This is a genomic window from Aquimonas voraii (assembly GCF_900101825.1).
In the GTDB taxonomy this organism is placed as follows: Bacteria; Pseudomonadota; Gammaproteobacteria; order Xanthomonadales; family Xanthomonadaceae; genus Aquimonas; species Aquimonas voraii.
The window spans coordinates 63280-85620 of record NZ_FNAG01000014.1 but is presented as its reverse complement, the minus strand read 5'-3'; the positions used below and the strand labels follow the sequence as shown (position 1 = coordinate 85620).

The following is a 22341-nucleotide window of genomic DNA, read 5'->3' as shown; positions in this document are numbered from 1 at the left end:
TCAGCGCGTGATCCAGCCCTGGATGCGCGCTTCCGATTCGATCGCCTCGATGTCGATCTGCAGCTGGCGCTGGCGACGCTGCAGGGCGCCGGCGGATTCGCCGGTGGTGGTTCGCAACTGCTCGGCGAGTTCATCGAACTCCGCGCGCAGGCCGGCCAGTTCGGTACCAAGCAGATGGGCTTCCTTGGCGGCGTCTTCGCTGCAGACCGGGTCGGGCAGGCGACGCTCCAGGCCGGCACGCCACTGCGCCTGCGGACTGCAGTCGCTGGCCGGTGCGGGCCCCTCGGCGCAGGCGCCGAGCAGCAGCGCGATCAGACTGGTGGCGATCAGGATGGGGGCGGCGCGCATGCGGGTTCTCGCGGCGGAGTCGGCCTGCGATTATGCCCGCCGGATTCCCTGCATCGAGGTCGTGGCATGAGTGCATCGCGCTGGCGTCTGGATGGCCAGGTGGCCCTGATCACCGGGGCCAGCTGGGGCATTGGCCTGGCCTGCGCGCGCGAGCTGGGCGCGCTGGGTGCGCGCCTGTTGCTGGTAGCCCGCGAGGGCGAGCGCCTGGCGGCCGTGCAGGCCGAGCTGGAAGAAGACATCGTGGGGCTGTCGTGCTCGACCTTCGCCGCCGATCTTGCCCAACCGGAGGAGCGCATTGCCCTGTTCGACTGGATCGAGGACCGCGGCGAGGCGCTGTCGATCCTGGTCAACAACGCCGGCACCAACGAGAGCCGTGCGGCGGTGGACTACGAGGACGCGCAGTGGCGGGCGATCGTCGAACTGAACCTGGCCGCACCCTTCGAGCTGTGCCGGCTGGCCTATCCGCTGCTGCGTCAGCATGCGCAGTCGAGCATCGTCAACATCGGCTCGGTGTCGGGCCTGAACCATGTGCGTACCGGCGCGCCCTACGGCATGAGCAAGGCCGGCCTGCACCAGCTCTCGCGCAATCTCGCCTGCGAGTGGGCCGAGGACGGTATCCGCGTCAACACGGTCGCGCCCTGGTACATCCGCACGCGCCGCACCTCGCCAAAGCTGGCCGACCCGGACTATCTCGATGAAGTGATCGAACGCACGCCGATGCGGCGGGTGGGCGAGCCCGAGGAGGTCGCGGCTGCAGTGGCCTTCCTCTGCCTGCCAGCGGCGAGCTACATCACCGGCCAGTGTCTGGCGGTGGACGGCGGCTTCAGCGAGTACGGTTTCTGAGCCTTGCATCGGCGCGCAGCGATTGACGGATCGCAGCGCGCCGATGCGAGCGCCCACACTCAGCGCTTCGGCACCACGTACTCGGCGGTGAACTCGATGCCGTCGGCGCTGAACAGCATCTGCGCGTCGGCGCGCTCGATCATGTCCTCGTAGATCTTGAACATCGGGCTCATGTCGGGCGCGTTGGGGTCGGCCTTGGCGGCTTCCTCCATCACGCTGCGCATGATCCCGCCGTAGAACTTGCCCTGGTAACTGAACTGGAACAGCGGCTGCGGGCCGGTGGCGTCCACGGCCAGCGAGGCGCGCAGGCTGTCGCGCTGGGATTCGCCGATCGCGATGCCAAGTGCCTGTGCGCTGGCAGCACCGAACAGCTGCAGTTCGACCGGCGCATCCGGCAGGGTCGGCATGGCAACCGGCTCGGCATCGGTTTCCAGTCGGAACTCGGCCAGCTGCGGCACGAAGTTGCGCGCCATGGCCACCAGGCCCTGCGGATTGGGCGAACCGATCAGCAGCTTGCCCTCGAAGGTGGGCGTCTCGCCGGAGGCGAACCCGCCCGCGGGCAGTTCGAACTTGCTGAGCAGCACATGCAGGGCGTTGGCGCTGGGGCCGACGGCGTAGATCGCGGGGTTCTGCATGGCGTCGCCAAGCTCGCTGAAGCTCTCGTTGAGCGGCTGCAGGGCCTCGCAGGTCCAGGGCGCGCTGCGCACGGCGTTGGCCCACTTGCTGGCCAAGGGCGGCAGGGCGTCGGCCTTCAGCGCGAACGAGAAGCTCATCAGCGCGCTGGCGGCTTCGGCCAGGCCGGGCGTGGGCGCCAGCACCGTGCGCAGGTCGTCCATCACCGGCTTTGGCGCTTCGATCAGCGCGCGCATGCGGTAGCCGCCGGCGTCGAAGCGGGTGTAGCCGACCGCGGTGCGCGGCCACTGCGCGGTCAGCGCGCGACCCTCGCTCATGCAGGCCTCGGAGGCCGCGTCGGGCGGAGTGATCTTGAGCGCCTTCAGGAAGGCCCCCTGGCTGCCGGTCATCGGCTTCGCCAACAGTTCGAACAGGCGCGCATGGTCGAGGTAGCCGGAGCCATAGGCGACGTAACCGAGGCGCTTGTTCAAGTCGGCGAGGATGCCGGCGTCCAGCAGGTTGTCTTCGGGCAGTTCGAGGCCCAGCAGACGGCGCAGCAGGGCGTCATCGGCGGTGGCCGGCGCCAGCGTGGCGACCAGCTGATTGCCCTGTGTCGCGAACACCAGACGCAGCGGGGCCTCGTCCGGCTGGAAGCTCCAGTACGACAGCTCGTCGACCGTGCCGCGGGTCAGCGCGGCGCCGGCGGCGGCCTCCATGCGGGCGATGCCCTCGGCGAAGCGCGCGGCGTCGGCCAGCTCGATGCGCAGCACCGGCACCAGATCGATGCCATAGACCGCGCTCAGCGGGGTCAGCGTCAGGCCCCAGGCCTCGACCAGCTGGGCGAGGTCAGCCTTGCCTTCGAGTTCGGCGCGGAGGCCACGCAGCAGCGGCAGGCCGGGCGCTTCCTCGGCCGGCTTGGCTTCAAGTTCGGTGATGGACTGGTCCAGCAGGTCGCGGTACATCGGCAGCAGGCGGCTGCTCAGGGCCAGCCATTCGTCGGCGACCGCGCGCGGAATCGGCTCGATCGCGCCCATCACATAGGGCGTGTCCGCAGGCACGTAGGCCAGCGGCGGCAGCGGACCCTCGTCCTTGCCGCAGGCGGCGAGCAACAGGGCGGCGAGAGCGGCAGGCAGGACGGCGATACGCAGCTTCATGGCGGAAGTCCCTGGAGTGTAAGAAGCGTGGATGGTAGCAAGCCTTGCAATTCGCCCAGCCTGCGTTCGAGGCTGTGCGGCCAGCGCCAGACCCGCGACACCGCCATGCGTGACATCGATCCTTCCGCGCAAGCCATCCCCGATGGACTGTTGGACGCCCTGCGTGCCGCCGAGCGCCCGCTGCTGCTGACCGGCGCCGGCATGTCCGCGGAAAGCGGCATCGCCACCTTCCGCGGCGGCGAGGACAGCCTGTGGTCGCGCTTCGATCCCATGCGACTGGCCACGCCCTTCGCCTTCGACGAGGATCCACCCCTCGTCTGGGCCTGGTACCGCTGGCGCATGGCCAAGATCGCGCAGGCCCAGCCGCATGCCGGCCATCGCGCGCTGGCCGCGCTCGCCGAGCTCAGCCCCGGACTCGTGCTGGCCACGCAGAACGTTGACGACCTGCACGAGCGCGCGGGCAGCACCGACGTACTGCACCTGCATGGGCGCATCGCCGCCACCCGCTGCCGTGACTGCGACGCCGAACAAGCGATCGCCATTGACCCGGCCTGGGCCGAGGCGCCCGAGCTGCGCGTCGCCCCGCCTCGCTGTGTCGCCTGCGGCGGGCCGCTGCGGCCAGGCGTGGTCTGGTTCGGCGAGTCGCTGCCGGTCGACGAGTTCACTGCTGCCGGCCGCGCCGCGCGCCTGGCCGATCTGGTACTGGTGATCGGCACCTCGGGCCTTGTGCATCCCGCCGCCGGCCTACCGGACATCGCGCCCGAGACCTGCCCGCGCTACGAAATCAACCCGGAGCCTTCGGCGCTCAGCCCGCGCATGGATGGCCTGTGGCGGGCCAGCGCGGGTCATGCACTGCCGCGCTTGATCGAGGTCCTGCGCCTGGAGTGAGAGCGTGGCTCCGATCCGGATCGCAGCGCGGGGCGTTCGAGCCCGTCGTGTCTTGCGAGTCCATGGTGGGCCAGGGCCCGGCCTATGGAAGCGGATGGGATCGATCCGCCACTGCAGTGTTCGCGCGGCCATCGCCTGGCGTACGGCCGCGGCTGCCTGCCGGTGCCGTACGCGGCGTGAGCCTCAGCGGTTGGTCAACTGGATTTCGATGCGGCGGTTGCGCGCCAGGGCTTCCTCGCTGGCACCGGGATCGAGCGGGTGGTGCTCGCCGAAGCCGTTGGCGGCCAGCCGCCGTGGCGGGATGCCGGCCTGGGTGAGGAATTTGACGATGGCGATGGCGCGCGCCGAGGACAGCTCCCAGTTGGAGGGGAAGCGGCCGGTGCTGATCGGGCGACGGTCGGTGTGGCCGTCGATGCGCAGCACCCAGTCGACGTCGGCGGGGATCTGCGCGGTGACTTCCTTGAGCGTGCTGGCGAGGCGCTGCAGCTGTTCGATGCCGGCCGGGTTGAGCTCGTCCGAGGCGCTGGGGAAGAGCAGCTCCGAGGGCACCACGAAGCGGTCGCCGACCACCTGGATATCGGCGCGGTTGCCCAGTGCGGCGCGCAGCTTGCCGAAGAACTCCGAGCGGAAGCGGGTCAGTTCGTTGACGCGGTCGGCCAGCGCCAGATTCAAACGCGCGCCCAGCTCTTCGATCTGCAGATCCTTCTGCCGGCCTTCGCCTTCCGCCGCGGCCAGCGCGGCTTCGACCCGCGCCAGCTGCTCGCGCAGTGCCAGGAGCTGCCGGTTGAGCAGCTCGGCTTGGGCAGCGGCCTTGGCCGACAGCTCGGTCTGTACGACCAGCTTTTCCTTGTTCTCATCGAGCTCGGCCAGGCGCGAGGCCAGCTCCGCCTCAAGCTGGCGCTTCAGCTCGGCGAGTGCGTTGACGTCGGCGGTGAGGCGCGCGCGCTCGGACTCGCTGTCGGTGAGCTGGGTGCGGGTGCTGTCCAGGTTGATCTGCAGTTGTGCCACGGCGCGCTCGCTCGAGGAAAGGCTGGCGGTGAGATCGCCGACCTCGGTCAGGGCCTGTTCCTTGGCGCTGCGCTCCATCGACAGCGCCTCGGCGAGCGCCGCGAGCTCGCGGTTCAGCGCATCCAGCGCGCGGTCACGGCCGGACAGCGCGTCCGATAGCGCGAACTGGCCGACGGCGAAGACCAGCAGCAGGAACACCAGCACCATCAGCAGGGCCGACAGCGCGTCGACGAAGCCGGGCCAGAAATCGACGCCGCGGCGGCGGCGCGCGGCGAGCGTGCTCACGGCGCGCCCCGGCGCGCTTCGCTGGCGGCCGCGATGGTGCGGCCGAGCAGGCGGAACTCAGAGCGCAGGTCCTCGCTGAGGGCATTGCCCTGGCCGAGCGCTTTCAGCGCGCCGCGCAGCTCGACCTGAGTCTCGGCGAGCCGCGCCAGCTGGGTCGAAAGCTCGGCCATCTGCTCGGCGGCACCGCGGCGCTCGCGCTCGCCTTCGAGCATCGCGCGCTGCATGCGCTCCAGGCCGTCGGCGGTCTGCTCCAGCAGGGCCTGCACATAGGCCGGCACGCTGGTCTCGCCCTCGCCGCTGCCGATGCCGCCGGATGACAGCCGGGTCAGGCCCGAGAGCCACTCCTCGACCTCGTTGTAGAAGCGGTTGGCGGCACGCGCGGTGAGCAGGTCCGTGAGGCCCAAGACCAGCGAGCCGGCGAGGCCGAACAGCGAGGTCGAGAAGCTGGTGGCCATGCCACCCAGCGGCTCCTGCAGGCGCGACTTCAGCTGCTCGAACATCTGCGCAGCGTCGGTGCCGGCCGACAGCCCGGCGATGATTTCGCTGACCGAGCCGATGGTGATCAGCAGGCCCCAGAAGGTGCCGAGCAGGCCAAGGAAGATCAGCAGACCGATCAGGTAGCGCGAAAGATCGCGCTGCTCCTCAAGGCGCAGGTAGACGCTGTCGAGAATGGTGCGAGTCGAGGCGGTCGACAGACTCTGCGGCTTGACCCCCTTGCCGAGCATCTTGGCCATCGGCGCCAGCAGCACCGGCTGGCCGCCGGGCGGGTGCTCAGGGTTCGCACGTCTGAAGCCCTCGATCCAGCGCACTTCACGCTGCAGGCGCAGCACCTGGGTCAGGTTGGCCGCGAGGCCGACCGCGAAAACCGCAAGGATGACGCTGTTGAACACTGGCGTGGCGCCGAAGGCGGCGGCCAGCGGCGAGGCCAGGGCGACCGCGACGGCGCCCAGCAGGACCAGGACGGCGAGGATCCAGGCGAGGACGCGGATCGGTTGGCTCATGGGGGAATTTCCAGCAGGGGCAGGGGAGGGCGCGGCCAAGCATGACTGCAGCCGCCGGCGCTTTGTTCCCTCGCAGCTGAACGGTGGGGTGCGACGAATCCGCACGGCAAGAACCTTGCACGCGGATACGCGTTCGCTCCTGACTGCCCGACGGAATGTCGGCACGGGGCGGCGGGGTTGATGCGTCGCAGGGGCGATGGCCGGTAGGGGTGTGCAGCCCTTCCGCATTGCTAGAATCGGCGGCACCGCTGTCCCGGGCCACGCCCGACCTTACGGACCCCGCCCATGTCCCCGGCCCTGCCTGCCTCCCATGCCAGCCCCGCGGTGTCCTCCGCCCAAGCGCATGCGCACGAGTGGGTCGAGCGTTTTGGCCGCGTGCTGATGGGGCAGTGGCAGCCCACCGAGGTGCTGGGCCTGCACGAACAGCTGGATGAGCTGGTCCACGAGGCCGACTTGGCCGGTGCCTCCGACGTGGTCGAGCATGCGATCGCGCTCTCCGCCTACCTGTGCTCCTTCGTCGAGGAGGGGCGCCATCCGGATGCCAACCAGCGCCTGCGCCTGCGCCGCCTGTGCGAGGACCTCGCTCCCGAGGTGCATCTGGACCTGCTGCCCTCGGTCGCAGCCAGCAGCGCACAGCCGGCCCGGACCCTGCTGCTGGTGAGCCAGGACGATGCGCTTGCCGAGGCCCTGTCGCGTCGTCTGCGCGATACCGGCATCGAGGTGCAAGCCCGGCGCGACGTGGAAGCCGCGATCGCCGAGCCGATCGAAGCCGGACTGGATGCCGTGCTGATCGATGCCACCGAGCTTCCGGAATACGCCCGCCGCGCCCGCGCCTTCAGCCACGCCTACCGCAGCGAAGACCGGCGGCTTGCCCTGCTGGTGCTGACCCGCAGCGCCGACCCGGCCGAGCGCATGTTCGCCCTGCGCGCCGGCGCTGACGAAGTCGTCCGGCATGCCGACGGCGTCGAGGCGCTGGCGACGCGCGTGCTCGAAGCGGTGCAGCCTGGCCAGGCCAAACCCTTCCGCGTGCTGATCGTCGACGACGACCGCAGCCAGATCCTGTTCTGCGAAGCCGTGCTGCGCAGCCAGAACGTGCAGACCCGGGCTTGCATGGACCCCGAGCAGGCGGTCGAGGCCGTGCGCGAGTTCCAGCCCGAGGTGGTGCTGCTAGACCTCTACATGCCGGGTATCGACGGCATCGAGATCGCCTCGCGCATCCGCGCTCTGCCCGGCAGCGAGCTCCTTTCCATCGTCTTCCTGTCCGGCGACCACGAGCAGGACGTGCGTTTCGATGTGCTCGCGGCGGGCGGCGATGACTTCTTCACCAAGCCCATCCAGCCGCGACATCTGGTCACCGGCGTGATCAGCCGCGCCCGCCGCGCGCGGGCGCTGGCCCGGCGCATCGCCGAAAGCTGAGCCCAGCGGCGGTATCCAGCGCTCTCCTTGCCGACGCCGGTCTCGGGCTGCGCATCGCGCGACCGTTTGCGCCCAGTTTCTGAACGCTCCCCCACCGTGATCCCCCGCACGGCGGTCCGCATAACTTCCGGCCTATCGCCCTCTTGCTCTGGTGTTGTAGTCTACCAGCACACCACAGCACGGAGACACCACCATGAACAGCCTGGACCCCCGCACGACCTCGCGCACGCCGGCTGTCACGGCCCCCCTGCCGACGCGTCCGCTGCCTGCGCAGGACGACGGCCACGAGCGCTACCGCGAACGCGACTTCGGCGTCGGCTATGGCCGCAGCAGCGGCTACGCTCAGGCCCGCCGCTATGTTCCTGGCCTGCGCAGCAGCCCGTTCAGCGTGCGCTGACGCAGGGCAAGACACCCGAGATGGCGGGGCCGGAGGCCTCGCCCGCCCGGCGGCAGCGCCGCCGGGATTCCGGTGATCGGCGCCAGGACGGTGCCGATCCCGGGGGCCAGGGAGGGCCCGCCCGCGCAGGGACGCGCACGCAGAGACGCCGTTCGGGCAGGAGGCCTGTCGGACGCTCCGCTGGATAGGAGAGAAGCAAGGACCGGGGCCCGCACATGCGGGCCTTTCCTTGTGCGATCATTTCGACAGTTCCAGAAAAATAAAATCATGGATACGCCGATCGCACTCGACTGCCTGCGCGCCCTTGGCCAGGAACATCGCCTCGCCGCCTTCCGTGCGCTGGTCCAGGCCGGACCGGCCGGCCTCTGCGTGGGGGAACTGAGAGACCGGCTGGGCATTCCCGGCCCCACGCTGAGCTCGCACCTGAACCAGCTCCGCGCCGCCGGTCTGGTGCAGGACCACCGCGACGGCCGACACATCCAGCTGGTCGCCGACTTCGAGCGCATGAACGCGCTGCTCGCCTATCTCACCGAGAACTGCTGTGCCGGCACTCCCTGCGCTACGGCGAGCGTGTGCCCACCCCTCTGCCAGGAACCCGCCCCATGAGCCCCGAACCCGTCCGTGTCCTGTTCGTCTGCGTCGAGAACGCCAACCGCAGTCAGATGGCTGAAGCCTTCGCCCGTCTCCACGGCGGTGCCCGGGTCGAGGCGTACAGCGCGGGCTCCCGACCCTCGGGGCTGATCAACCCGAAGGCGGTGCGCTTCATGGCCGAGCTCGCCTACGACCTGTCGGCGCACGGCTCGAAGTCGCTGGATGAGATCGAAGGCATCGATTTCGATGCGGTGATCACCATGGGCTGCGGCGACTCCTGCCCCTGGGTGCCGGCGAAGCGACGCGAGGATTGGGCCCTGCCTGATCCCAAGCACATGGACGATGAGGCCTACCGGGCCGTGCGCGACGACATCTCCGCGCGTGTCCTGCGCCTGCTGGCCGAACTGGGCGTGTCCCCATGAGCGTCTCCGCCCCGCAAGTCGCGGCGCAGCGCCCCGGGCTGGACCTGTTCGGCCGCTACCTCACCCTGTGGGTGGCGCTGTGCATCGTTGCCGGCATCGGGCTCGGCGAGCTGTTTCCGTTCGCCTTCGTGGCGCTGGCGGCGATGGAAGTCGAGCACGTCAACCTGCCGGTGGCCCTGCTGATCTGGCTGATGATCATCCCCATGCTGATGAAGATCGACTTCGCGCGCATGCGCGAAGTCGGCCAGCAGGCGCGGGCGATCGGGGTCACGCTGGCGGTGAACTGGCTGATCAAGCCCTTCACCATGGCCGCACTCGGCGCGCTCTTCATCTACGGCCTGTTCGCCGACTGGCTGCCTGCCGATCAGCTCGACAGCTACGTGGCCGGGCTGATCCTGCTGGGGGCCGCACCCTGCACGGCGATGGTGTTCGTATGGTCGAACCTCGTCGACGGCGAGCCCAACTTCACCCTGAGCCAGGTCGCACTCAACGATGCGGTGATGGTGTTCGCCTTCGCGCCGATCGTCGCCTTGCTCTTGGGCGTGTCGGCGATCAGCGTGCCTTGGGCCACCCTGCTGCTGTCGGTCGGCCTGTACATCCTGGTGCCGCTGGCGATTGCCCAGGCGCTTCGCGTCCTTCTGCTCGCGCGCGGCGCTGACATCTTCGAGCGTGTGCAGGCTGCGCTCGGGCCGGTCTCGATGATCGCCCTGCTGATCACGCTCGTACTGCTGTTCGGCTTTCAGGGGCCGCAGATCCTTGCCCAGCCGCTGGTCATCCTGCTGCTGGCGGTGCCGATCGTGATCCAGGCTTATCTGATCGCTGCGATCGCGCTGGGCTTGAACCATTGGCTCAAGGTGCCCCATTGCGTGGCCGGACCCTCTGCCCTGATCGGTACCAGCAACTTCTTCGAGCTTGCGGTGGCGGTGGCGATCAGCCTGTTCGGACTGGGCTCGGGCGCGGCGCTGGCGACGGTCGTCGGCGTGCTGGTCGAGGTGCCGGTGATGCTGTCCCTGGTGACCTGGATCCGTCGCCGGGCGCCTCGGAGCGCCCACGGCTGAGCTGCTGGCGCGATTGCACTGATCTGGTGCGGGGCTTCCGTATTGACGCACCAGCTGGGTGCGGAGGCGCTTCGGATCCTCAGAAATGTACTTCCAAATCAGTGAGGTGCCCGCGCACTCCGGCTGGCACGATGATTGCTGCACCTGCAGCAGTCCCCACCACCCGCGGAGCGTTTCATGTCGTTCGAACAGGTTCAGAAGCTGGCCCAGGACAACGAGATCGAGTGGATCGATCTGCGATTCACCGACGTCCGCGGCGTGCAGCACCACGTCACCTTCCCGGCCCGCGTGCTCGAACCCAGCCTGTTCGAGGACGGCAAGATGTTCGACGGCAGCTCCATCCCGGGCTGGCGCGGCATCAACGAGTCCGACATGGTCCTGCTGCCGGATCCGAGCACAGCCTTCATCGACCCCTTCACCGCCGATCCGACCCTGGTCCTCATCTGCGACATCCTCGATCCGAAGACCATGCAGGGCTACACCCGCGACCCGCGCGGCGTGGCCAAGCGCGCCGAGGCCTACCTGAAGTCGACCGGCATCGCCGACACCGCCTTCTTCGGTCCCGAGCCCGAGTTCTTCATCTTCGACTCGGTGCGCTACAAGAACGAAATGAGCGGCGCCTCCTTCGAGGTCGACTCCGAAGAAGCGCCCTGGAACAGCAACCGCAAGTACGACGGTGGCAACAGCGGCCACCGCCCGACCGTCAAGGGCGGCTATTTCCCGGTGGCGCCGGTCGATTCGCTGCACGACATCCGCGCCGAAATGTGCCGTCTGCTGGAGCAGGTCGGCATCGAGGTCGAGGTGCACCACCACGAGGTCGCCGGCCCCGGCCAGTGCGAGATCGGTGCGAAGTTCAACACCCTGGTCAAGAAGGCCGACGAGCTGACGATGCTGAAGTACATCGTCAAGAACGTCGCCCATCGCAACGGCAAGACCGCCACCTTCATGCCCAAGCCGATCGTCGGCGACAACGGCAGCGGCATGCACGTGCACCAGTCGCTGGCCAAGGGCGGTAGCAACCTGTTCAGTGGCGACGGCTATGCGGGACTGTCGCAGCTGGCTCTGTGGTACATCGGCGGCGTCTTCAAGCACGCGCGCGCCATCAATGCCTTCTCGAACTCCACCACCAACAGCTACAAGCGCCTGGTGCCGGGCTTCGAGGCGCCGGTGATGCTGGCCTATTCGGCCAGCAACCGATCCGCCAGCTGCCGCATCCCCTTCGTCACCAACCCGAAGGCACGGCGCATCGAGATGCGCTTCCCGGACCCGATGAACTCGGGCTACCTGACCTTCACCGCCCTGATGATGGCCGGCATCGACGGCATCCTGAACAAGATCGACCCGGGCGCGCCCAGCGACAAGGATCTCTACGACCTGCCGCCGGAAGAAGAGAAGAACTTCCCGACCGTCTGCCACAGCCTCGACCAGGCTTTGGACGCGCTCGACAAGGATCGCGACTTCCTCAAGGCCGGCGGCGTCATGAGCGACGACTTCATCGACGGCTACATCGCGCTGAAGATGCAGGAGGTCACCAAGTTCCGCGCCGCCACGCATCCGCTGGAGTACCAGCTGTACTACAGCCTGTAAGCCGCATCAGCGGAACCCGCCTCTCCCCAGGGGCACTTCAACGGGGCCTGCGCAAGCAGGCCCCGTTTGTTTGACCAGCCCTGCGACTTGAGTCGCCGGCCAAAACCCAAGGGCGCGGGGCTGTTCCGCATTCCGCACCCAGCCGCAAACCGTGCGTCACCCAGTCGCGTCGAACGGCCAGGAGCGACCTGACGCCAGCGGGCTCCAGGTGCGACGCCAGCGCGGAGGCAAGACGGTTCAACACCAGACTGAGTCCCGGGTCGGGCGTACGGTGCGCCCAAGCCGACTGCAGGCCGCTTCCGCAGGTCGACTGGGCCTTGGGGACACGCGCAAATCTGCCGGCCCGCCCCGGGATAGGCTCGCGCCGGTCCGGCGCTCGCGATGACTTCGTCGTGCGCCCAGCGCGCGCCGGGCGACTCAGGCGCTGGCCAATGCCGCGACTCCCAGGCTGCGCGCGATCGACTTCGCCGCCTCGCGGCCTTCGTACACTGCCGTAACAACGAGGTCCGCACCGCGCACCATGTCGCCGCCGGCGAAGATCTTGGCGTTCGCGGTCTGGAAGGGCAGGGCGCCGTCTTCGGCCACGCGCACGCGGCCGTTGGCCTGCAGGCTGACGCCGTGTTTGCCCAGCCATTCCGGCGGGCTCGGGGTGAAGCCGAAGGCCACCATCACCTGGTCGGCGGCGAGCTCGCGCTCGCTGCCGGGGATCTCCTCGAACTGGCGACGGCCCTTGGCGTCGGGCGGGCCGAGCCGGGTTTCGACCACCTGCACCGCGCGCACGCGGTTTTCCTCGTCGCCGAGGATCGCCTTGGGCTGCAGGCGGAACAGGAAGTTGACGCCTTCTTCCTTGGCCTTGGCGACCTCGCGGCGGCTGCCGGGCATGTCGTCCTCGTCGCGGCGGTAGACGCAGGACACGGTGGCCGCGCCCTGGCGGATCGCGGTGCGGTTGCAGTCCATGGCGGTATCGCCGCCACCCAGCACGATCACATGCTTGCCCCACAGGCGCGCCGGCTCGGGATCGATGCCCAGCGCGTAGCGGCCGTTGCTGATCAGATAGGGCAGAGCGGGCACGACGCCGTCCAGGTCCAGCCCCGGCAGGCCACCGTCGACCGCGGTGTAGGTGCCAAGGCCCAGGAAGACCGCGTCGAACTCATCCACCAGCTGATCGAAGCTGACATCGCGGCCGACGTCCACGCCCAAACGGAAATCGATGCCCATGCCCTCCAGCACCTGCCGGCGCGTGCGCACGACCTCCTTGTCCAGCTTGAAGGGCGGAATGCCGAAGCTCAGCAGGCCGCCGATCTCGGGATGGCGGTCGAACACCACGGCCTGGATGCCCTGCCGCGCCAGCACGTCGGCGCAAGCGAGGCCCGCAGGCCCTGCGCCGATCACCGCGACGCGCTTGCCGCTCGGCACCACGCCGGACAGATCCGGCCGCCAGCCCTGGGCGAGTGCGGTGTCGGTGATGTACTTCTCGATGCTGCCGATGGTGACCGCGCCGAAGTCCTCGTTGAGCGTACAGGCGCCTTCGCAGAGTCGGTCCTGCGGGCAGACGCGGCCACAGATCTCGGGCAGCGGGTTGGTCGAATGCGAGAGCTCGGCGGCCTCGAACAGCCGGCCTTCGCGGATCAGTTCCAGCCAGTTCGGGATGTAGTTGTGGACCGGGCACTTCCACTCGCAGTAGGGGTTGCCGCAGTCCAGGCAGCGCGCCGCCTGGTCGGCGGCCTCGGCGGCCTCGTACTGGCCGTAGATCTCGCGGCCGTCGAGGATGCGCAGCTTGACCGGCACCTCGGCCGGCATGCGGCGGCCGGAGCTCAGGAAATGCATGGGATCGCGCTTCATCACGCAGCCCTCCGCAGTGCGTTGATGAGCGAATCGAGGCCGGCGGCCTTGGGCTTGACCAGCCAGAAGCGCGGCAGGAAGCCGCGGAAGTCGTCGAGCACCTCTGCCGCCAGGGTGCTGCCGGTGAGTACGCGGTGGCGCTCGATGAGGCCCCGCAAGTGCTGCAGATGCGCTTCCAGGCCTTCGAGGGTGATGCGGTTCAAGTCGATCAGCTCGTGGTTGTAGCGGTCGACGAAGCTGCGGTCGAGGTCGAGCACGTAGGCGAAGCCGCCGGTCATGCCGGCGCCGAAGTTCAGCCCCGTGCTGCCCAGCACCGCGACCACGCCGCCGGTCATGTACTCGCAGCAGTGGTCGCCCGCGCCTTCCACCACGGCGGTGGCGCCGGAATTGCGCACGGCGAAGCGCTGGCCGGCCGTTCCAGCGGCGAACAGATCACCGCCGGTGGCGCCATACAGGCAGGTGTTGCCGAGGATGGCCGACTTGCGCGCCAGATAGCGCGCGTCATCGGGCGGCCGCACCGTGATCAGGCCGCCGGCCATGCCCTTGCCGACGTAGTCGTTGGCCTCGCCGGTCAGGTGCAGCTCCAGGCCACCTGCGTTGAAGGCGCCGAAGCTCTGGCCGACGCTGCCGGACAGATCCAGCCGCACCGGGTGGGCCGCCATCGCGGTATTGCCGTGGCGGCGCGCGATCAGGCCCGACAGCGCGGTGCCAACCGAGCGGTGCACATTGCGCACGGCATAGCTGAAGCGACCGCCCGTGCCTGCTTCGATTGCCGGGCCGACCTCGGCCAGCAGGCGCTGGTGGAAGTCGTCGGGATCCTTCGTGGGGCGCCCTGGCGCGCAGGCCGCGGCCGGCGGATTCGGCGGCGGCGCCAGGATCGGCCGCAGATCGATGCGCTGGCGACGCGCGTCGGTGTTCGGGCGCGGCCGCAGCAGATCGCTGCGGCCGGTCAGCTCGGCCAGCGTGCGCACGCCAAGCCACGCCATGTAGCCGCGCAGCTCCTCGACCACGCCGATGAAGTAGGCCATCACCTGCTCGGGCATGCCCTTGAAGTGCTTGGCACGCAGCACGTGGTGCTGGGTGGCGACGCCGGTGGCGCAGTTGTTGAGATGGCAGATGCGCAGGTACTTGCAGCCCAGCGCGATCATCGGCGCGGTGCCGAAGCCGAAACTGTCGGCGCCCAGCAGCGCCGCCTTCAGCACGTCGAGACCGGTCTTAAGCCCGCCGTCGGTCTGCAGGATGATGCGCTCGCGCAGGCCATTTGCTCTCAAGGCATGGTGCGCTTCGGTGAGGCCCAATTCCCAGGGCCCGCCGGCGTACTTGATCGAGGTCAGCGGACTGGCGCCGGTGCCGCCGTCGTAGCCGCTGACGGTGATCAGGTCCGCGCCGGCCTTGGCCACGCCCGCAGCAATCGTGCCGACGCCGGCGTGGCTGACCAGCTTCACCGAGACCAGGGCGGTCGGGTTGATCTGCTTCAGGTCGTAGATCAGCTGGGCCAGGTCTTCGATCGAATAGATGTCGTGGTGCGGCGGCGGGCTGATCAGGCCGATGCCCGGCTTCGCGTAGCGCAGACGCGCGATCAGCTCGTTGACCTTGTGGCCGGGCAGCTGGCCGCCTTCGCCGGGCTTGGCCCCCTGCGCCACCTTGATCTGCAGCACTTCGGCATTGACCAGATACTCGGGGGTGACGCCAAAGCGGCCCGAGGCGATCTGCTTGATGCGCGAAGTCTTCTCGGTGCCATAGCGGACCGGATCCTCGCCACCCTCGCCGGAGTTGCTGCGGCCGCCCAGGCGGTTCATGGCGATCGCCAGGGCCTCGTGGGCTTCCGGCGACAGCGCGCCCAGGCTCATGCCGGCCGAGTCGAAGGCCTTGAACATCGCCGAGGCCGGTTCAACTTCGTCCAGCGGGATCGGCGTGGCGCGCTCGAAGTCCGGCTCCAGCAGATCGCGCAGCATCGACGGCTCGCGCTCGTTCACCAGCTTCGCGTACTTCAGCCAGTCCTCGTGTTCGCCGGTCAGCGTGGCGACCTGCAGGGCGCCGACCACGTCCGGGTTGAAGGCGTGGTACTCGCCGCCGTGGATGTACTTGAACAGGCCCCCGGCCTCCAGCCCGAAGCCGGTGTTCCAGGCGCGTTCGGCGAGCTGTTGCTGGTCGGCTTCGATGTCGGCGAAGCCTGGTCCGCCCACGCGGCTGGGCGTACCGGCGAAGCAGCGTGCGACCACATCCGTCGACAGCCCGACGATCTCGAACAGGGCGGCGCCGCGGTAGCTGGCCACGGTGCTGATGCCCATCTTCGAGAGGATCTTCAGCAGGCCGTTGCGGATGCCGCGGCGATAGCTGCGGCCGAGCTCGCGGTGCTGGGCCAGGCGCGCATCGGAATCGCCGCTGCGGGCGAGATCGAAGATGGTCTGGTAGGCCAGATAGGGATACACCGCGGTGGCGCCGTAGCCGATCAGGCAGGCGAAGTGGTGCGGGTCGCGGGCGGTGGCGGTTTCCACCAGCAGGTTGCAGTCCGAGCGCAGGCCGCAGGCGACGAGGTGCTGATGCACCGCGCCCACCGCCAGCAGCGCGTGGATGGGCAGATGCCCTTCGCGGATCGCTCGGTCCGACAGCACCACCAGCAGCTTGCCGTCGCGCACCGCTTCTTCGGCGATGCCGCAACAGCGCGCCAGCGCCGCGTCGAGCCCTTCGGGCTCCGGATAGTTCAGATCGATCACCACCGAGCCCACGCCCTCTTCGCGCAGGGCCAGGATCTGAAGGAACTTGCGCTGCGAGAGCACCGGCGAATTGATCATCACCTGCCGCGCGTAGGCCGGGTTCAACTCGAACAGGTTGCTCTCGCGTGCGATCTGCGTGTGCAGGCTCATCACCAGCTTCTCGCGATAGCTGTCGATGGGCGGGTTGGTGACCTGGGCGAAGGCCTGGCGGAAGGCGTCGTAGAGCGAGCGCACGCGGGTCGACAGCAGCGGCAGGGGCGTGTCGTCGCCCATCGAGCCGATGGCCTCGCCTTCGGTCTCGGCCAGCACCTTGAGCACGGTGTCGCGCTCTTCAGCCGAGAGGTTGAACATCTTCTGATGGCGCAGCAGCTCCTCGCGTGGCATCGGCTCGGCGGCGAGGCTGGGGTCGATCAGGTCGGTTTCGAGATAGCGCACGCCCTGCTTCAGCCAGCGCTTGAAGGGCGCGCGCTCGCGGTTGATCTGGTCGATGCGCGCGGTGTCGAGGAACTCGCCGCGGTGCAGGTCCACCGCCAGCATCTCGCCCGGCCCGAGTCGGCCCTTCGCGACGATGTCGCGCGCCGGCCAGTCGACCACGCCGGCCTCGGAGGCCACCACCAGCATGCGGTCCTTGGACAGCGCCCAGCGCGCCGGGCGCAGGCCATTGCGATCGAGCGCGCAGGCGGCATAGCGGCTGTCCGCCACGACGATGCCGGCCGGGCCGTCCCAGGGCTCCATGTGCAGGGCGAAGTATTCGTAGAAGGCACGCAGGTCCGGGTCCATGCCGTCGACGTTCTGCCAGGCCGGCGGGATCAGGATGCGCATGGCCTGCAGCAGGTCCATGCCGCCGGTCAGCAGCACTTCCAGCATGTTGTCGAGGCTGGCCGAGTCCGAGCTGTCCTGGCTGACCAGCGGCTGGAATTCGCGGAAGTCGACGAAGGGCGAGCGCATGCGGGCGCCGCGGGCGCGGGCCCAGAAACGGTTGCCGCGGATGGTGTTGATCTCGCCGTTGTGGGCGAGGAAGCGGAAGGGCTGGGCCAGCGCCCAGCGCGGCATGGTGTTGGTGGAGAAGCGCTGGTGGAAGACCACCGCCGAACTCGCCAGCCGCGGATGCGAGAGGTCGGGATAGAACTCGCGCAGGCGCTCGGGCATCACCATGCCCTTGTAGCCCAGGCTGTGCTCGGCCAGGGTCACCACATGGAAGTCGCTGACCTCCGCCAGCGCCATCTCGGCGCGACGCCGCGCCGTGTACAGGCCGCGTTGGAAGCCGGCGGCGTCCTCGCCGCGATCGGCGTTGACGAACACCTGCTCGATCCGCGGCAGGCGTTCTCTGGCGAGCGGGCCCGCGGCCTGCGGGTTCACCGGCACCTGGCGCCAGCCGGCGATGCGCGAACCGACCTTCTCCAGCTGCGTCTGCAGCTCGGCGCGGCAGCGCGCGGCCAGTGTCTCGTCGACCGGCAGGAACACCAGGCCGGCGGTGGCCAGCGGTGCCAGCGAAAAGCCGTGATCCTCGGCCAGCGCGCGGATGAAGGCTTCCGGGCGGCGGATCAGCAGGCCGCAGCCGTCGCCGGATTCGCCGTCGGCGGCGACCGCGCCGCGGTGGGTCATGCGCGAGAGTGCGCTCAGGCCAAGATCGACGATCTCGCGACTCGGCGCGTCGTCGAGATGCGCGATCAGGCCGAAGCCGCAGCCGTCGTGTTCCAGCCGTGGGTCGAACAGACCCTGCGGCGCCTGATGCTCGATTCCGCTCATACGCTTGCTGCCCCCGGGGGATGGTGCTGGCGCGGTGTCCGACGCCCACCGTGGGCAGCCGGACCCCCACACAATCACACCCTTGTGCGACGCGTCAAACTACCAAGGGGCATATTCCGGCCAGCCATGTGGGGCGCCTCAGGCGCGGCCCGCGCAGCGTCGCGCAGCACTGAAATCAATCGCGGTGCTGCAGGGCCTTCAGCAGCTGCGCCACGGCCTTGCCGCGGTGGCTGATGCGGTGCTTGTGCGCGGGCTCGAGTTCGGCCGCGGAGAGGCCAGAGTCCGGGTCCTGGAACACCGGGTCGTAGCCGAAGCCGCCGCTGCCGCGCGGCGCGTGCAGGATGCGGCCCTGCCAGCGGCCCTCGGCGATCAGCGGCGCCGGGTCGAGCGGGTGGCCGATCAGCGCGATCACGCTGATGAAGAAAGCGCTGCGTTGGCTGTCTTCGCGACTGGCGAGTTCGCCGAGCAGCTTCTCGATATTGGCCGCATGGTCGCCATGCGCGCCGGCATAGCGCGCCGAGTACAGGCCCGGCGCGCCGCCGAGCGCATCGACGCAGAGGCCCGAGTCGTCGGCCAGCGCCGGCAGGCCGGAAGCTTCGCTCGCATGTCGCGCCTTGAGCAGGGCGTTTTCGACGAAACTGAGCCCGGTTTCCTCGGGGTCGGGAATGCCGAGCTCGCCCTGCGCGATCAGCTCGAAGCCCTGGGGCGCGAGAATCTCGCGGAACTCGCGCAGCTTGCCGGCGTTGCCGCTGGCCAAAACGAGCTTCTGCACGGGGCTCAGGCCGCGTCGAGCGCGGCGCGCTGGAAGCCGATCAGACCCTGTACGCCGGAGGCTGCGAGATCGAGCAGGGCGTCCAGTTCCTGTCGGCGGAAAGCATGGCCCTCGGCCGTGCCCTGCACTTCGATGAAGCCGCCGCCGTCGTTCATCACCACGTTCATGTCGGTGTCGCAGTCGCTGTCCTCGGCGTAGTCGAGGTCCAGCACCGGCTGGCCGCGATAGACGCCCACCGAGACCGCGGCGATGGCGCCGTGAATCGGGTTGCGCGTGATGTCGCCGCGTTTCTCCAGCCGGCGGCAGGCCAGGGAGAGCGCGACGTAGGCGCCGGTGATGGCGGCGCAGCGGGTGCCGCCGTCGGCCTGCAGCACGTCGCAGTCGAGGGTGATGGTGCGTTCGCCCAGCGCCGCGCGATCGACGCAGGCGCGCAGGCTGCGCCCGATCAGGCGCTGGATCTCATGGGTGCGGCCGCCGATCTTTCCCGCGCTGGCCTCGCGCTGGGTGCGCTCCTTGGTGGCGCGCGGCAGCATCGAGTATTCGGCGGTGACCCAGCCCTCGCCTTTGCCGCGCAGGAAGCCCGGCACGCGATTCTCGACGGTCGCATTGCAGAGCACGCGGGTGTCGCCGACGCTGATCAGCACCGAGCCCTCGGCGTGCCGGGTGAAGCCGGTTTCGATGCGGATCTCGCGGAGGGCGTCGAAACGGCGGCCGGACGGCCGGACAACATCGCTCATGGGGGCGGCTTCTTAACGGCGGCCGCGCAGTTTACCATCGCCCTCCCTGCGCCCCGGCCCTTGTCGCGGCGTGGATCCTGCTGCGATTCGCGCACATGCAATCCGCGCGTCGCCCGTCCCAACCGCAAGAGTGGCCGCATGAGCGCACGCACCGCCGCTTCCATCCGCAGCATGACGGCCTACGCCTCGGGCGAGCGCGCCACGGGCTTTGGCACCCTGACCTGCGAGGTCCGGGCAGTCAATCACCGCTTCCTTGAGCCGGGCTTTCGTCTCTCGGAAGAGTTGCGCGGGCTGGAGCCTGCGTTTCGCGAGAAGCTGGCCCAGCGCATCGCCCGCGGCAAGGTCGATGTCGGCTTCCGCCTGCGCGCGGCCGCCAGCAGCGAGGGTCTCAAGCTCAACCCGCAGATGCTGGACCAGCTGAGCGCGCTGGCGCTGGAAATGTCCGGCCGCTTCCCCGGCTTCAAAGTCGAGTTCACCGAGCTGCTGCGCCACCCGGGCCTGATCGAGCAGGCCGAGGTCGATGCCGAGTCGCTGCAGGCCGAATGCCTGGCGCTGATGGACGCCGTGCTGGATGACTTCATCTCCGCCCGCGAGCGCGAGGGCGCAGCACTCGCCGCCGCCATGCGCGAGCGCCTCGACGGCATCGAACGCATCGTCGCCGAGGTCAAGACCGCGCTGCCGGAAATCCGTGCGGCGCTGCGCGCACGCCTCGATGCGCGCATCGCCGACCTCAAGCAGCCGCTCGATCCGGGCCGGCTGGAGCAGGAGCTGGTGTTGCAGCTGCAGAAGATCGACGTCGACGAGGAGCTCGACCGGCTCGGCGCGCACATCGCCGAGATGCGCCGCACGCTGGCCAGCCGCGAGGCGGTCGGCCGCCGGCTCGATTTTCTGCTGCAGGAGTTCAACCGCGAGGCGAACACGCTGGGCTCGAAATCGATCGACGCGCGTTCCAGCGCGGCTTCGGTCGAACTCAAGGTGCTGATCGAACAGTTGCGCGAACAGGTGCAGAACATCGAATGAGCGGCTCGCTCTACATCGTCGCGGCGCCGTCGGGCGCCGGCAAGTCCAGTCTGGTCAACGCCCTGCTCGAACGCGAGCCTGACATCCAGCTGTCGATCTCCTACACCTCGCGCGGCCCGCGCCCCGGCGAGACCGAAGGCGCGCACTACCACTTCGTCAGTCGCGAGACCTTCGAGGGCATGGTCGCGCGCGGCGAGTTTTTCGAGCACGCGGTGGTGCACGGCGACCTGAAAGGCACCGCCCGCCACACCGTCGAGGAGCCGCTCAAGCAGGGCCGCGACGTGCTGCTGGAAATCGACTACCAGGGCGCGCGCCAGGTGCGGGCGCTGGTGCCCGACTGCGTCAGCGTGTTCATACTGCCGCCCTCGCGCGAGGAGCTGGAGCGCCGCCTGCGCGGCCGCGCCCAGGACAGCGAGGAGACGATCCTGAAGCGCCTGGAAAATTCGCGCGAGGAGATCGCCCACCTCGACGACTTCGACTACCTGATCGTCAACGACAGCTTCGAGCGCGCGCTGGAAGACCTCTGCGCGATCGTCCGATCGCACCGCCTGCGCCGCACCGAGCAGGCGCGCCGGCAGGCGGGCCTGATCCAGGCGCTGCTGGCCTGAGAGGGTGTCTACATAATTAGCTACATTTGCGGCACCGTCCGTGAAGTGGCAACACATGAGCGCAGCAGGCCGTCCCCGCAAGCTGGACCAGACCCATCTGACCGTTTTGAAGGAGATCGTCGAGGACGATTGCCTTTCGACCGTCTCCGAGGTTGCAAATGAATTTGCGCGGCGCACAGGGCTTGAGGTCCATGTGGGCACCGTACGCTCTGCGTTGAAGCGCGCGGGAATCGAGCGCAGGCCTCCCCGTGCGGTGGCTGATGCGGATTCCAAACCTGCCCCTTCCACGCCTCGCTACGGCTACACAGATGCCCATCGACGGCTTGCCCCTGAGCAGGCCTACCCAAGTTGTCTCACGGATGCGGAGTGGGCATTGGTGCAGGACATTTTCAGCAACGAGGGCGGCCGCGGCCTGCCGCCGCGTTACTCGCGGCGTTCCTTGGTCGACGCGTGTTGCTACGTCGTCCGGACCGGGTGCGCGTGGCGCATGCTGCCGCGGGAGTTTCCACGTTGGCAGAACGTCTATCGCACCTTTCGGCGGTGGAGCGAGCAGGGCAAGTTCGAGCGGATGAACGATGTCCTGCGCGGTATGTGGCGTGCCCGAGAGGAGCGCCCCGAGGCGCCGACTGCGGCGATCATCGATGCGCAGTCCACGCGAGGCTCCCCCCAAGGCGGCGACCTTGGCTTCGACGCAGGCAAGAAGGTCAAGGGACGCAAGCGCCATCTGGTCGTGGACACGCTGGGTTTGTTGCTGGCAGTCAGCGTGACCGCCGCCAGCGTGCAGGATCGCGATGGCGCCCACCCGGTGGTCGCGTCAGCGATGTCCAAGCATCCGCAGATCCAGACGCTGTATGCGGATGGCGGTTACGCGGGCCAGTGTGCGCAGACGGTCTCACAGTCCCACGGCATCAAGGTCCACGTGGTTCGCAGCGCTGCTCGATCAGCCTGCTGGGTTATGCCCGACCAGCTCGACCTGTTCGACCAGCTCGACCTGTTCGAGTCTCCGGCCAAGGTCAAGGCCAAGGGATTCATTGCGATCGCCAAGCGTTGGATCGTGGAGCGGACGCACGCGTGGAACGAGCGCGCACGTCGGCTGTTGATGCATCACGATCGCAAGACCAGCGTATCCGAAGCCTGGGTTTGGCTCACCGAGGCGCGGATGCTGCTTCGACGCCTGACCACCTAATTTGTCAACGCCCTCTGAGAGCATGTGAAAAAACCATCCGCCTACTGCGGCCGCCTCTGGCCGCCCGTGGCGGCAGCGCGCTACGCGAATTCCGCGGTCG

Annotated in this window: 19 protein-coding genes; 11 read left to right on the top strand and 8 right to left on the bottom strand. The window is 68.9% G+C overall.

Annotated elements, in window-relative coordinates; translation table 11 throughout:
• Positions 1–348 carry a hypothetical protein gene (locus BLP83_RS16050; RefSeq protein ID WP_091245167.1) on the bottom strand — a complete coding sequence of 116 codons (348 nt, stop codon included), beginning with the start codon at positions 346–348 and terminating at the stop codon, positions 1–3.
• Positions 349–414: 66 nt separating this feature from the next.
• Between BLP83_RS16050 and BLP83_RS16045 the strand changes: the two genes are divergently transcribed.
• On the top strand, positions 415–1191 hold the full coding sequence (locus BLP83_RS16045) for an SDR family oxidoreductase (protein ID WP_091245164.1): 777 nt from the start codon (positions 415–417) through the stop codon (positions 1189–1191).
• A 59-nt stretch (positions 1192–1250) separates the two neighbouring features.
• On the opposite strand, the gene BLP83_RS16040 is transcribed toward BLP83_RS16045, so the two are convergent.
• The gene (locus BLP83_RS16040) at positions 1251–2957 is read right to left on the bottom strand and encodes a hypothetical protein (RefSeq protein ID WP_091245161.1); all 1707 of its coding nucleotides are present in this window, start codon (positions 2955–2957) and stop codon (positions 1251–1253) included.
• A 105-nt stretch (positions 2958–3062) separates the two neighbouring features.
• Between BLP83_RS16040 and BLP83_RS16035 the strand changes: the two genes are divergently transcribed.
• Positions 3063–3845 (top strand): SIR2 family NAD-dependent protein deacylase, encoded by a 783-nt coding sequence (locus tag BLP83_RS16035; protein ID WP_091245208.1) that lies wholly within the window; start codon positions 3063–3065, stop codon positions 3843–3845.
• A gap of 183 nt (positions 3846–4028) precedes the next feature.
• On the opposite strand, the gene BLP83_RS16030 is transcribed toward BLP83_RS16035, so the two are convergent.
• Complete coding sequence (locus BLP83_RS16030) at positions 4029–5138, bottom strand: peptidoglycan -binding protein (protein ID WP_091245157.1); 1110 nt, start codon at positions 5136–5138, stop codon at positions 4029–4031.
• Entirely contained in the window at positions 5135–6139 is a 1005-nt protein-coding gene (locus BLP83_RS16025) for a flagellar motor protein MotA (RefSeq protein WP_091245153.1), read from the bottom strand. Before BLP83_RS16025 ends, BLP83_RS16030 begins: the two co-directional genes overlap by 4 nt.
• A 285-nt stretch (positions 6140–6424) precedes the next feature.
• On the opposite strand from BLP83_RS16025, the gene BLP83_RS16020 reads away from it, so the two are divergent.
• The 6 genes from BLP83_RS16020 (at position 6425) to glnA (ending at position 11610) form a co-directional block, all read left to right on the top strand.
• A complete protein-coding gene (locus tag BLP83_RS16020) occupies positions 6425–7555 on the top strand; it encodes a response regulator (protein WP_091245149.1) in 1131 nt (376 codons plus the stop codon).
• A 193-nt stretch (positions 7556–7748) separates the two neighbouring features.
• Positions 7749–7952 carry a hypothetical protein gene (locus BLP83_RS16015; protein ID WP_091245145.1) on the top strand — a complete coding sequence of 68 codons (204 nt, stop codon included), beginning with the start codon at positions 7749–7751 and terminating at the stop codon, positions 7950–7952.
• 267 nt (positions 7953–8219) lie between these two features.
• Positions 8220–8558 carry an ArsR/SmtB family transcription factor gene (locus BLP83_RS16010; protein ID WP_091245141.1) on the top strand — a complete coding sequence of 113 codons (339 nt, stop codon included), beginning with the start codon at positions 8220–8222 and terminating at the stop codon, positions 8556–8558.
• Positions 8555–8965 (top strand): arsenate reductase ArsC, encoded by a 411-nt coding sequence (locus BLP83_RS16005; protein ID WP_091245138.1) that lies wholly within the window; start codon positions 8555–8557, stop codon positions 8963–8965. Before BLP83_RS16010 ends, BLP83_RS16005 begins: the two co-directional genes overlap by 4 nt.
• Complete coding sequence (gene arsB, locus BLP83_RS16000) at positions 8962–10023, top strand: ACR3 family arsenite efflux transporter (RefSeq protein ID WP_091245135.1); 1062 nt, start codon at positions 8962–8964, stop codon at positions 10021–10023. Before BLP83_RS16005 ends, arsB begins: the two co-directional genes overlap by 4 nt.
• A 177-nt stretch (positions 10024–10200) precedes the next feature.
• A complete protein-coding gene (gene glnA, locus BLP83_RS15995; RefSeq protein ID WP_091245131.1) occupies positions 10201–11610 on the top strand; it encodes a type I glutamate--ammonia ligase in 1410 nt (469 codons plus the stop codon).
• A 417-nt stretch (positions 11611–12027) separates the two neighbouring features.
• Here the strand turns inward: glnA and BLP83_RS15990 are convergent, their stop codons facing one another.
• From BLP83_RS15990 to rph, 4 genes are all read right to left on the bottom strand, one after another.
• A complete protein-coding gene (locus tag BLP83_RS15990; protein WP_425389022.1) occupies positions 12028–13455 on the bottom strand; it encodes an FAD-dependent oxidoreductase in 1428 nt (475 codons plus the stop codon).
• A complete protein-coding gene (gene gltB, locus BLP83_RS15985; RefSeq protein WP_091245126.1) occupies positions 13452–17918 on the bottom strand; it encodes a glutamate synthase large subunit in 4467 nt (1488 codons plus the stop codon). The genes BLP83_RS15990 and gltB overlap by 4 nt, the downstream gene beginning before the upstream one ends.
• Before the next feature lie 175 nt (positions 17919–18093).
• On the bottom strand, positions 18094–18690 hold the full coding sequence (rdgB, locus tag BLP83_RS15980) for an RdgB/HAM1 family non-canonical purine NTP pyrophosphatase (protein ID WP_091245123.1): 597 nt from the start codon (positions 18688–18690) through the stop codon (positions 18094–18096).
• A gap of 5 nt (positions 18691–18695) precedes the next feature.
• Positions 18696–19427 carry a ribonuclease PH gene (rph, locus tag BLP83_RS15975; protein WP_091245121.1) on the bottom strand — a complete coding sequence of 244 codons (732 nt, stop codon included), beginning with the start codon at positions 19425–19427 and terminating at the stop codon, positions 18696–18698.
• A 171-nt stretch (positions 19428–19598) separates the two neighbouring features.
• Here rph and BLP83_RS15970 point away from each other — a divergent pair, with 171 nt between their 5' ends.
• The 3 genes from BLP83_RS15970 to BLP83_RS15960 are packed head-to-tail and all read left to right on the top strand — an operon-like array spanning position 19599 to position 22241.
• Positions 19599–20447, top strand: a complete 849-nt coding sequence (locus tag BLP83_RS15970) for a YicC/YloC family endoribonuclease (RefSeq protein ID WP_091245206.1) — start codon at positions 19599–19601, stop codon at positions 20445–20447.
• On the top strand, positions 20444–21055 hold the full coding sequence (gene gmk, locus BLP83_RS15965) for a guanylate kinase (protein ID WP_091245119.1): 612 nt from the start codon (positions 20444–20446) through the stop codon (positions 21053–21055). Before BLP83_RS15970 ends, gmk begins: the two co-directional genes overlap by 4 nt.
• A gap of 55 nt (positions 21056–21110) precedes the next feature.
• Entirely contained in the window at positions 21111–22241 is a 1131-nt protein-coding gene (locus BLP83_RS15960; RefSeq protein WP_091245117.1) for an IS5 family transposase, read from the top strand.
• Positions 22242–22341 lie beyond the last annotated feature (100 nt).

Bases quoted from the DNA above. Each gene is read 5' to 3' on its own strand.
- BLP83_RS16050 (WP_091245167.1), bottom strand. From the start codon at position 348: ATGCGCGCCGCCCCCATCCTGATCGCCACCAGTCTGATCGCGCTGCTG.
- BLP83_RS16045 (WP_091245164.1), top strand. From the start codon at position 415: ATGAGTGCATCGCGCTGGCGTCTGGATGGCCAGGTGGCCCTGATCACC.
- BLP83_RS16040 (WP_091245161.1), bottom strand. From the start codon at position 2,957: ATGAAGCTGCGTATCGCCGTCCTGCCTGCCGCTCTCGCCGCCCTGTTG.
- BLP83_RS16035 (WP_091245208.1), top strand. From the start codon at position 3,063: ATGCGTGACATCGATCCTTCCGCGCAAGCCATCCCCGATGGACTGTTG.
- BLP83_RS16025 (WP_091245153.1), bottom strand. From the start codon at position 6,139: ATGAGCCAACCGATCCGCGTCCTCGCCTGGATCCTCGCCGTCCTGGTC.
- BLP83_RS16020 (WP_091245149.1), top strand. From the start codon at position 6,425: ATGTCCCCGGCCCTGCCTGCCTCCCATGCCAGCCCCGCGGTGTCCTCC.
- BLP83_RS16015 (WP_091245145.1), top strand. From the start codon at position 7,749: ATGAACAGCCTGGACCCCCGCACGACCTCGCGCACGCCGGCTGTCACG.
- BLP83_RS16010 (WP_091245141.1), top strand. From the start codon at position 8,220: ATGGATACGCCGATCGCACTCGACTGCCTGCGCGCCCTTGGCCAGGAA.
- BLP83_RS16005 (WP_091245138.1), top strand. From the start codon at position 8,555: ATGAGCCCCGAACCCGTCCGTGTCCTGTTCGTCTGCGTCGAGAACGCC.
- arsB (WP_091245135.1), top strand. From the start codon at position 8,962: ATGAGCGTCTCCGCCCCGCAAGTCGCGGCGCAGCGCCCCGGGCTGGAC.
- glnA (WP_091245131.1), top strand. From the start codon at position 10,201: ATGTCGTTCGAACAGGTTCAGAAGCTGGCCCAGGACAACGAGATCGAG.
- gltB (WP_091245126.1), bottom strand. From the start codon at position 17,918: ATGAGCGGAATCGAGCATCAGGCGCCGCAGGGTCTGTTCGACCCACGG.
- rph (WP_091245121.1), bottom strand. From the start codon at position 19,427: ATGAGCGATGTTGTCCGGCCGTCCGGCCGCCGTTTCGACGCCCTCCGC.
- BLP83_RS15970 (WP_091245206.1), top strand. From the start codon at position 19,599: ATGACGGCCTACGCCTCGGGCGAGCGCGCCACGGGCTTTGGCACCCTG.
- gmk (WP_091245119.1), top strand. From the start codon at position 20,444: ATGAGCGGCTCGCTCTACATCGTCGCGGCGCCGTCGGGCGCCGGCAAG.
- BLP83_RS15960 (WP_091245117.1), top strand. From the start codon at position 21,111: ATGAGCGCAGCAGGCCGTCCCCGCAAGCTGGACCAGACCCATCTGACC.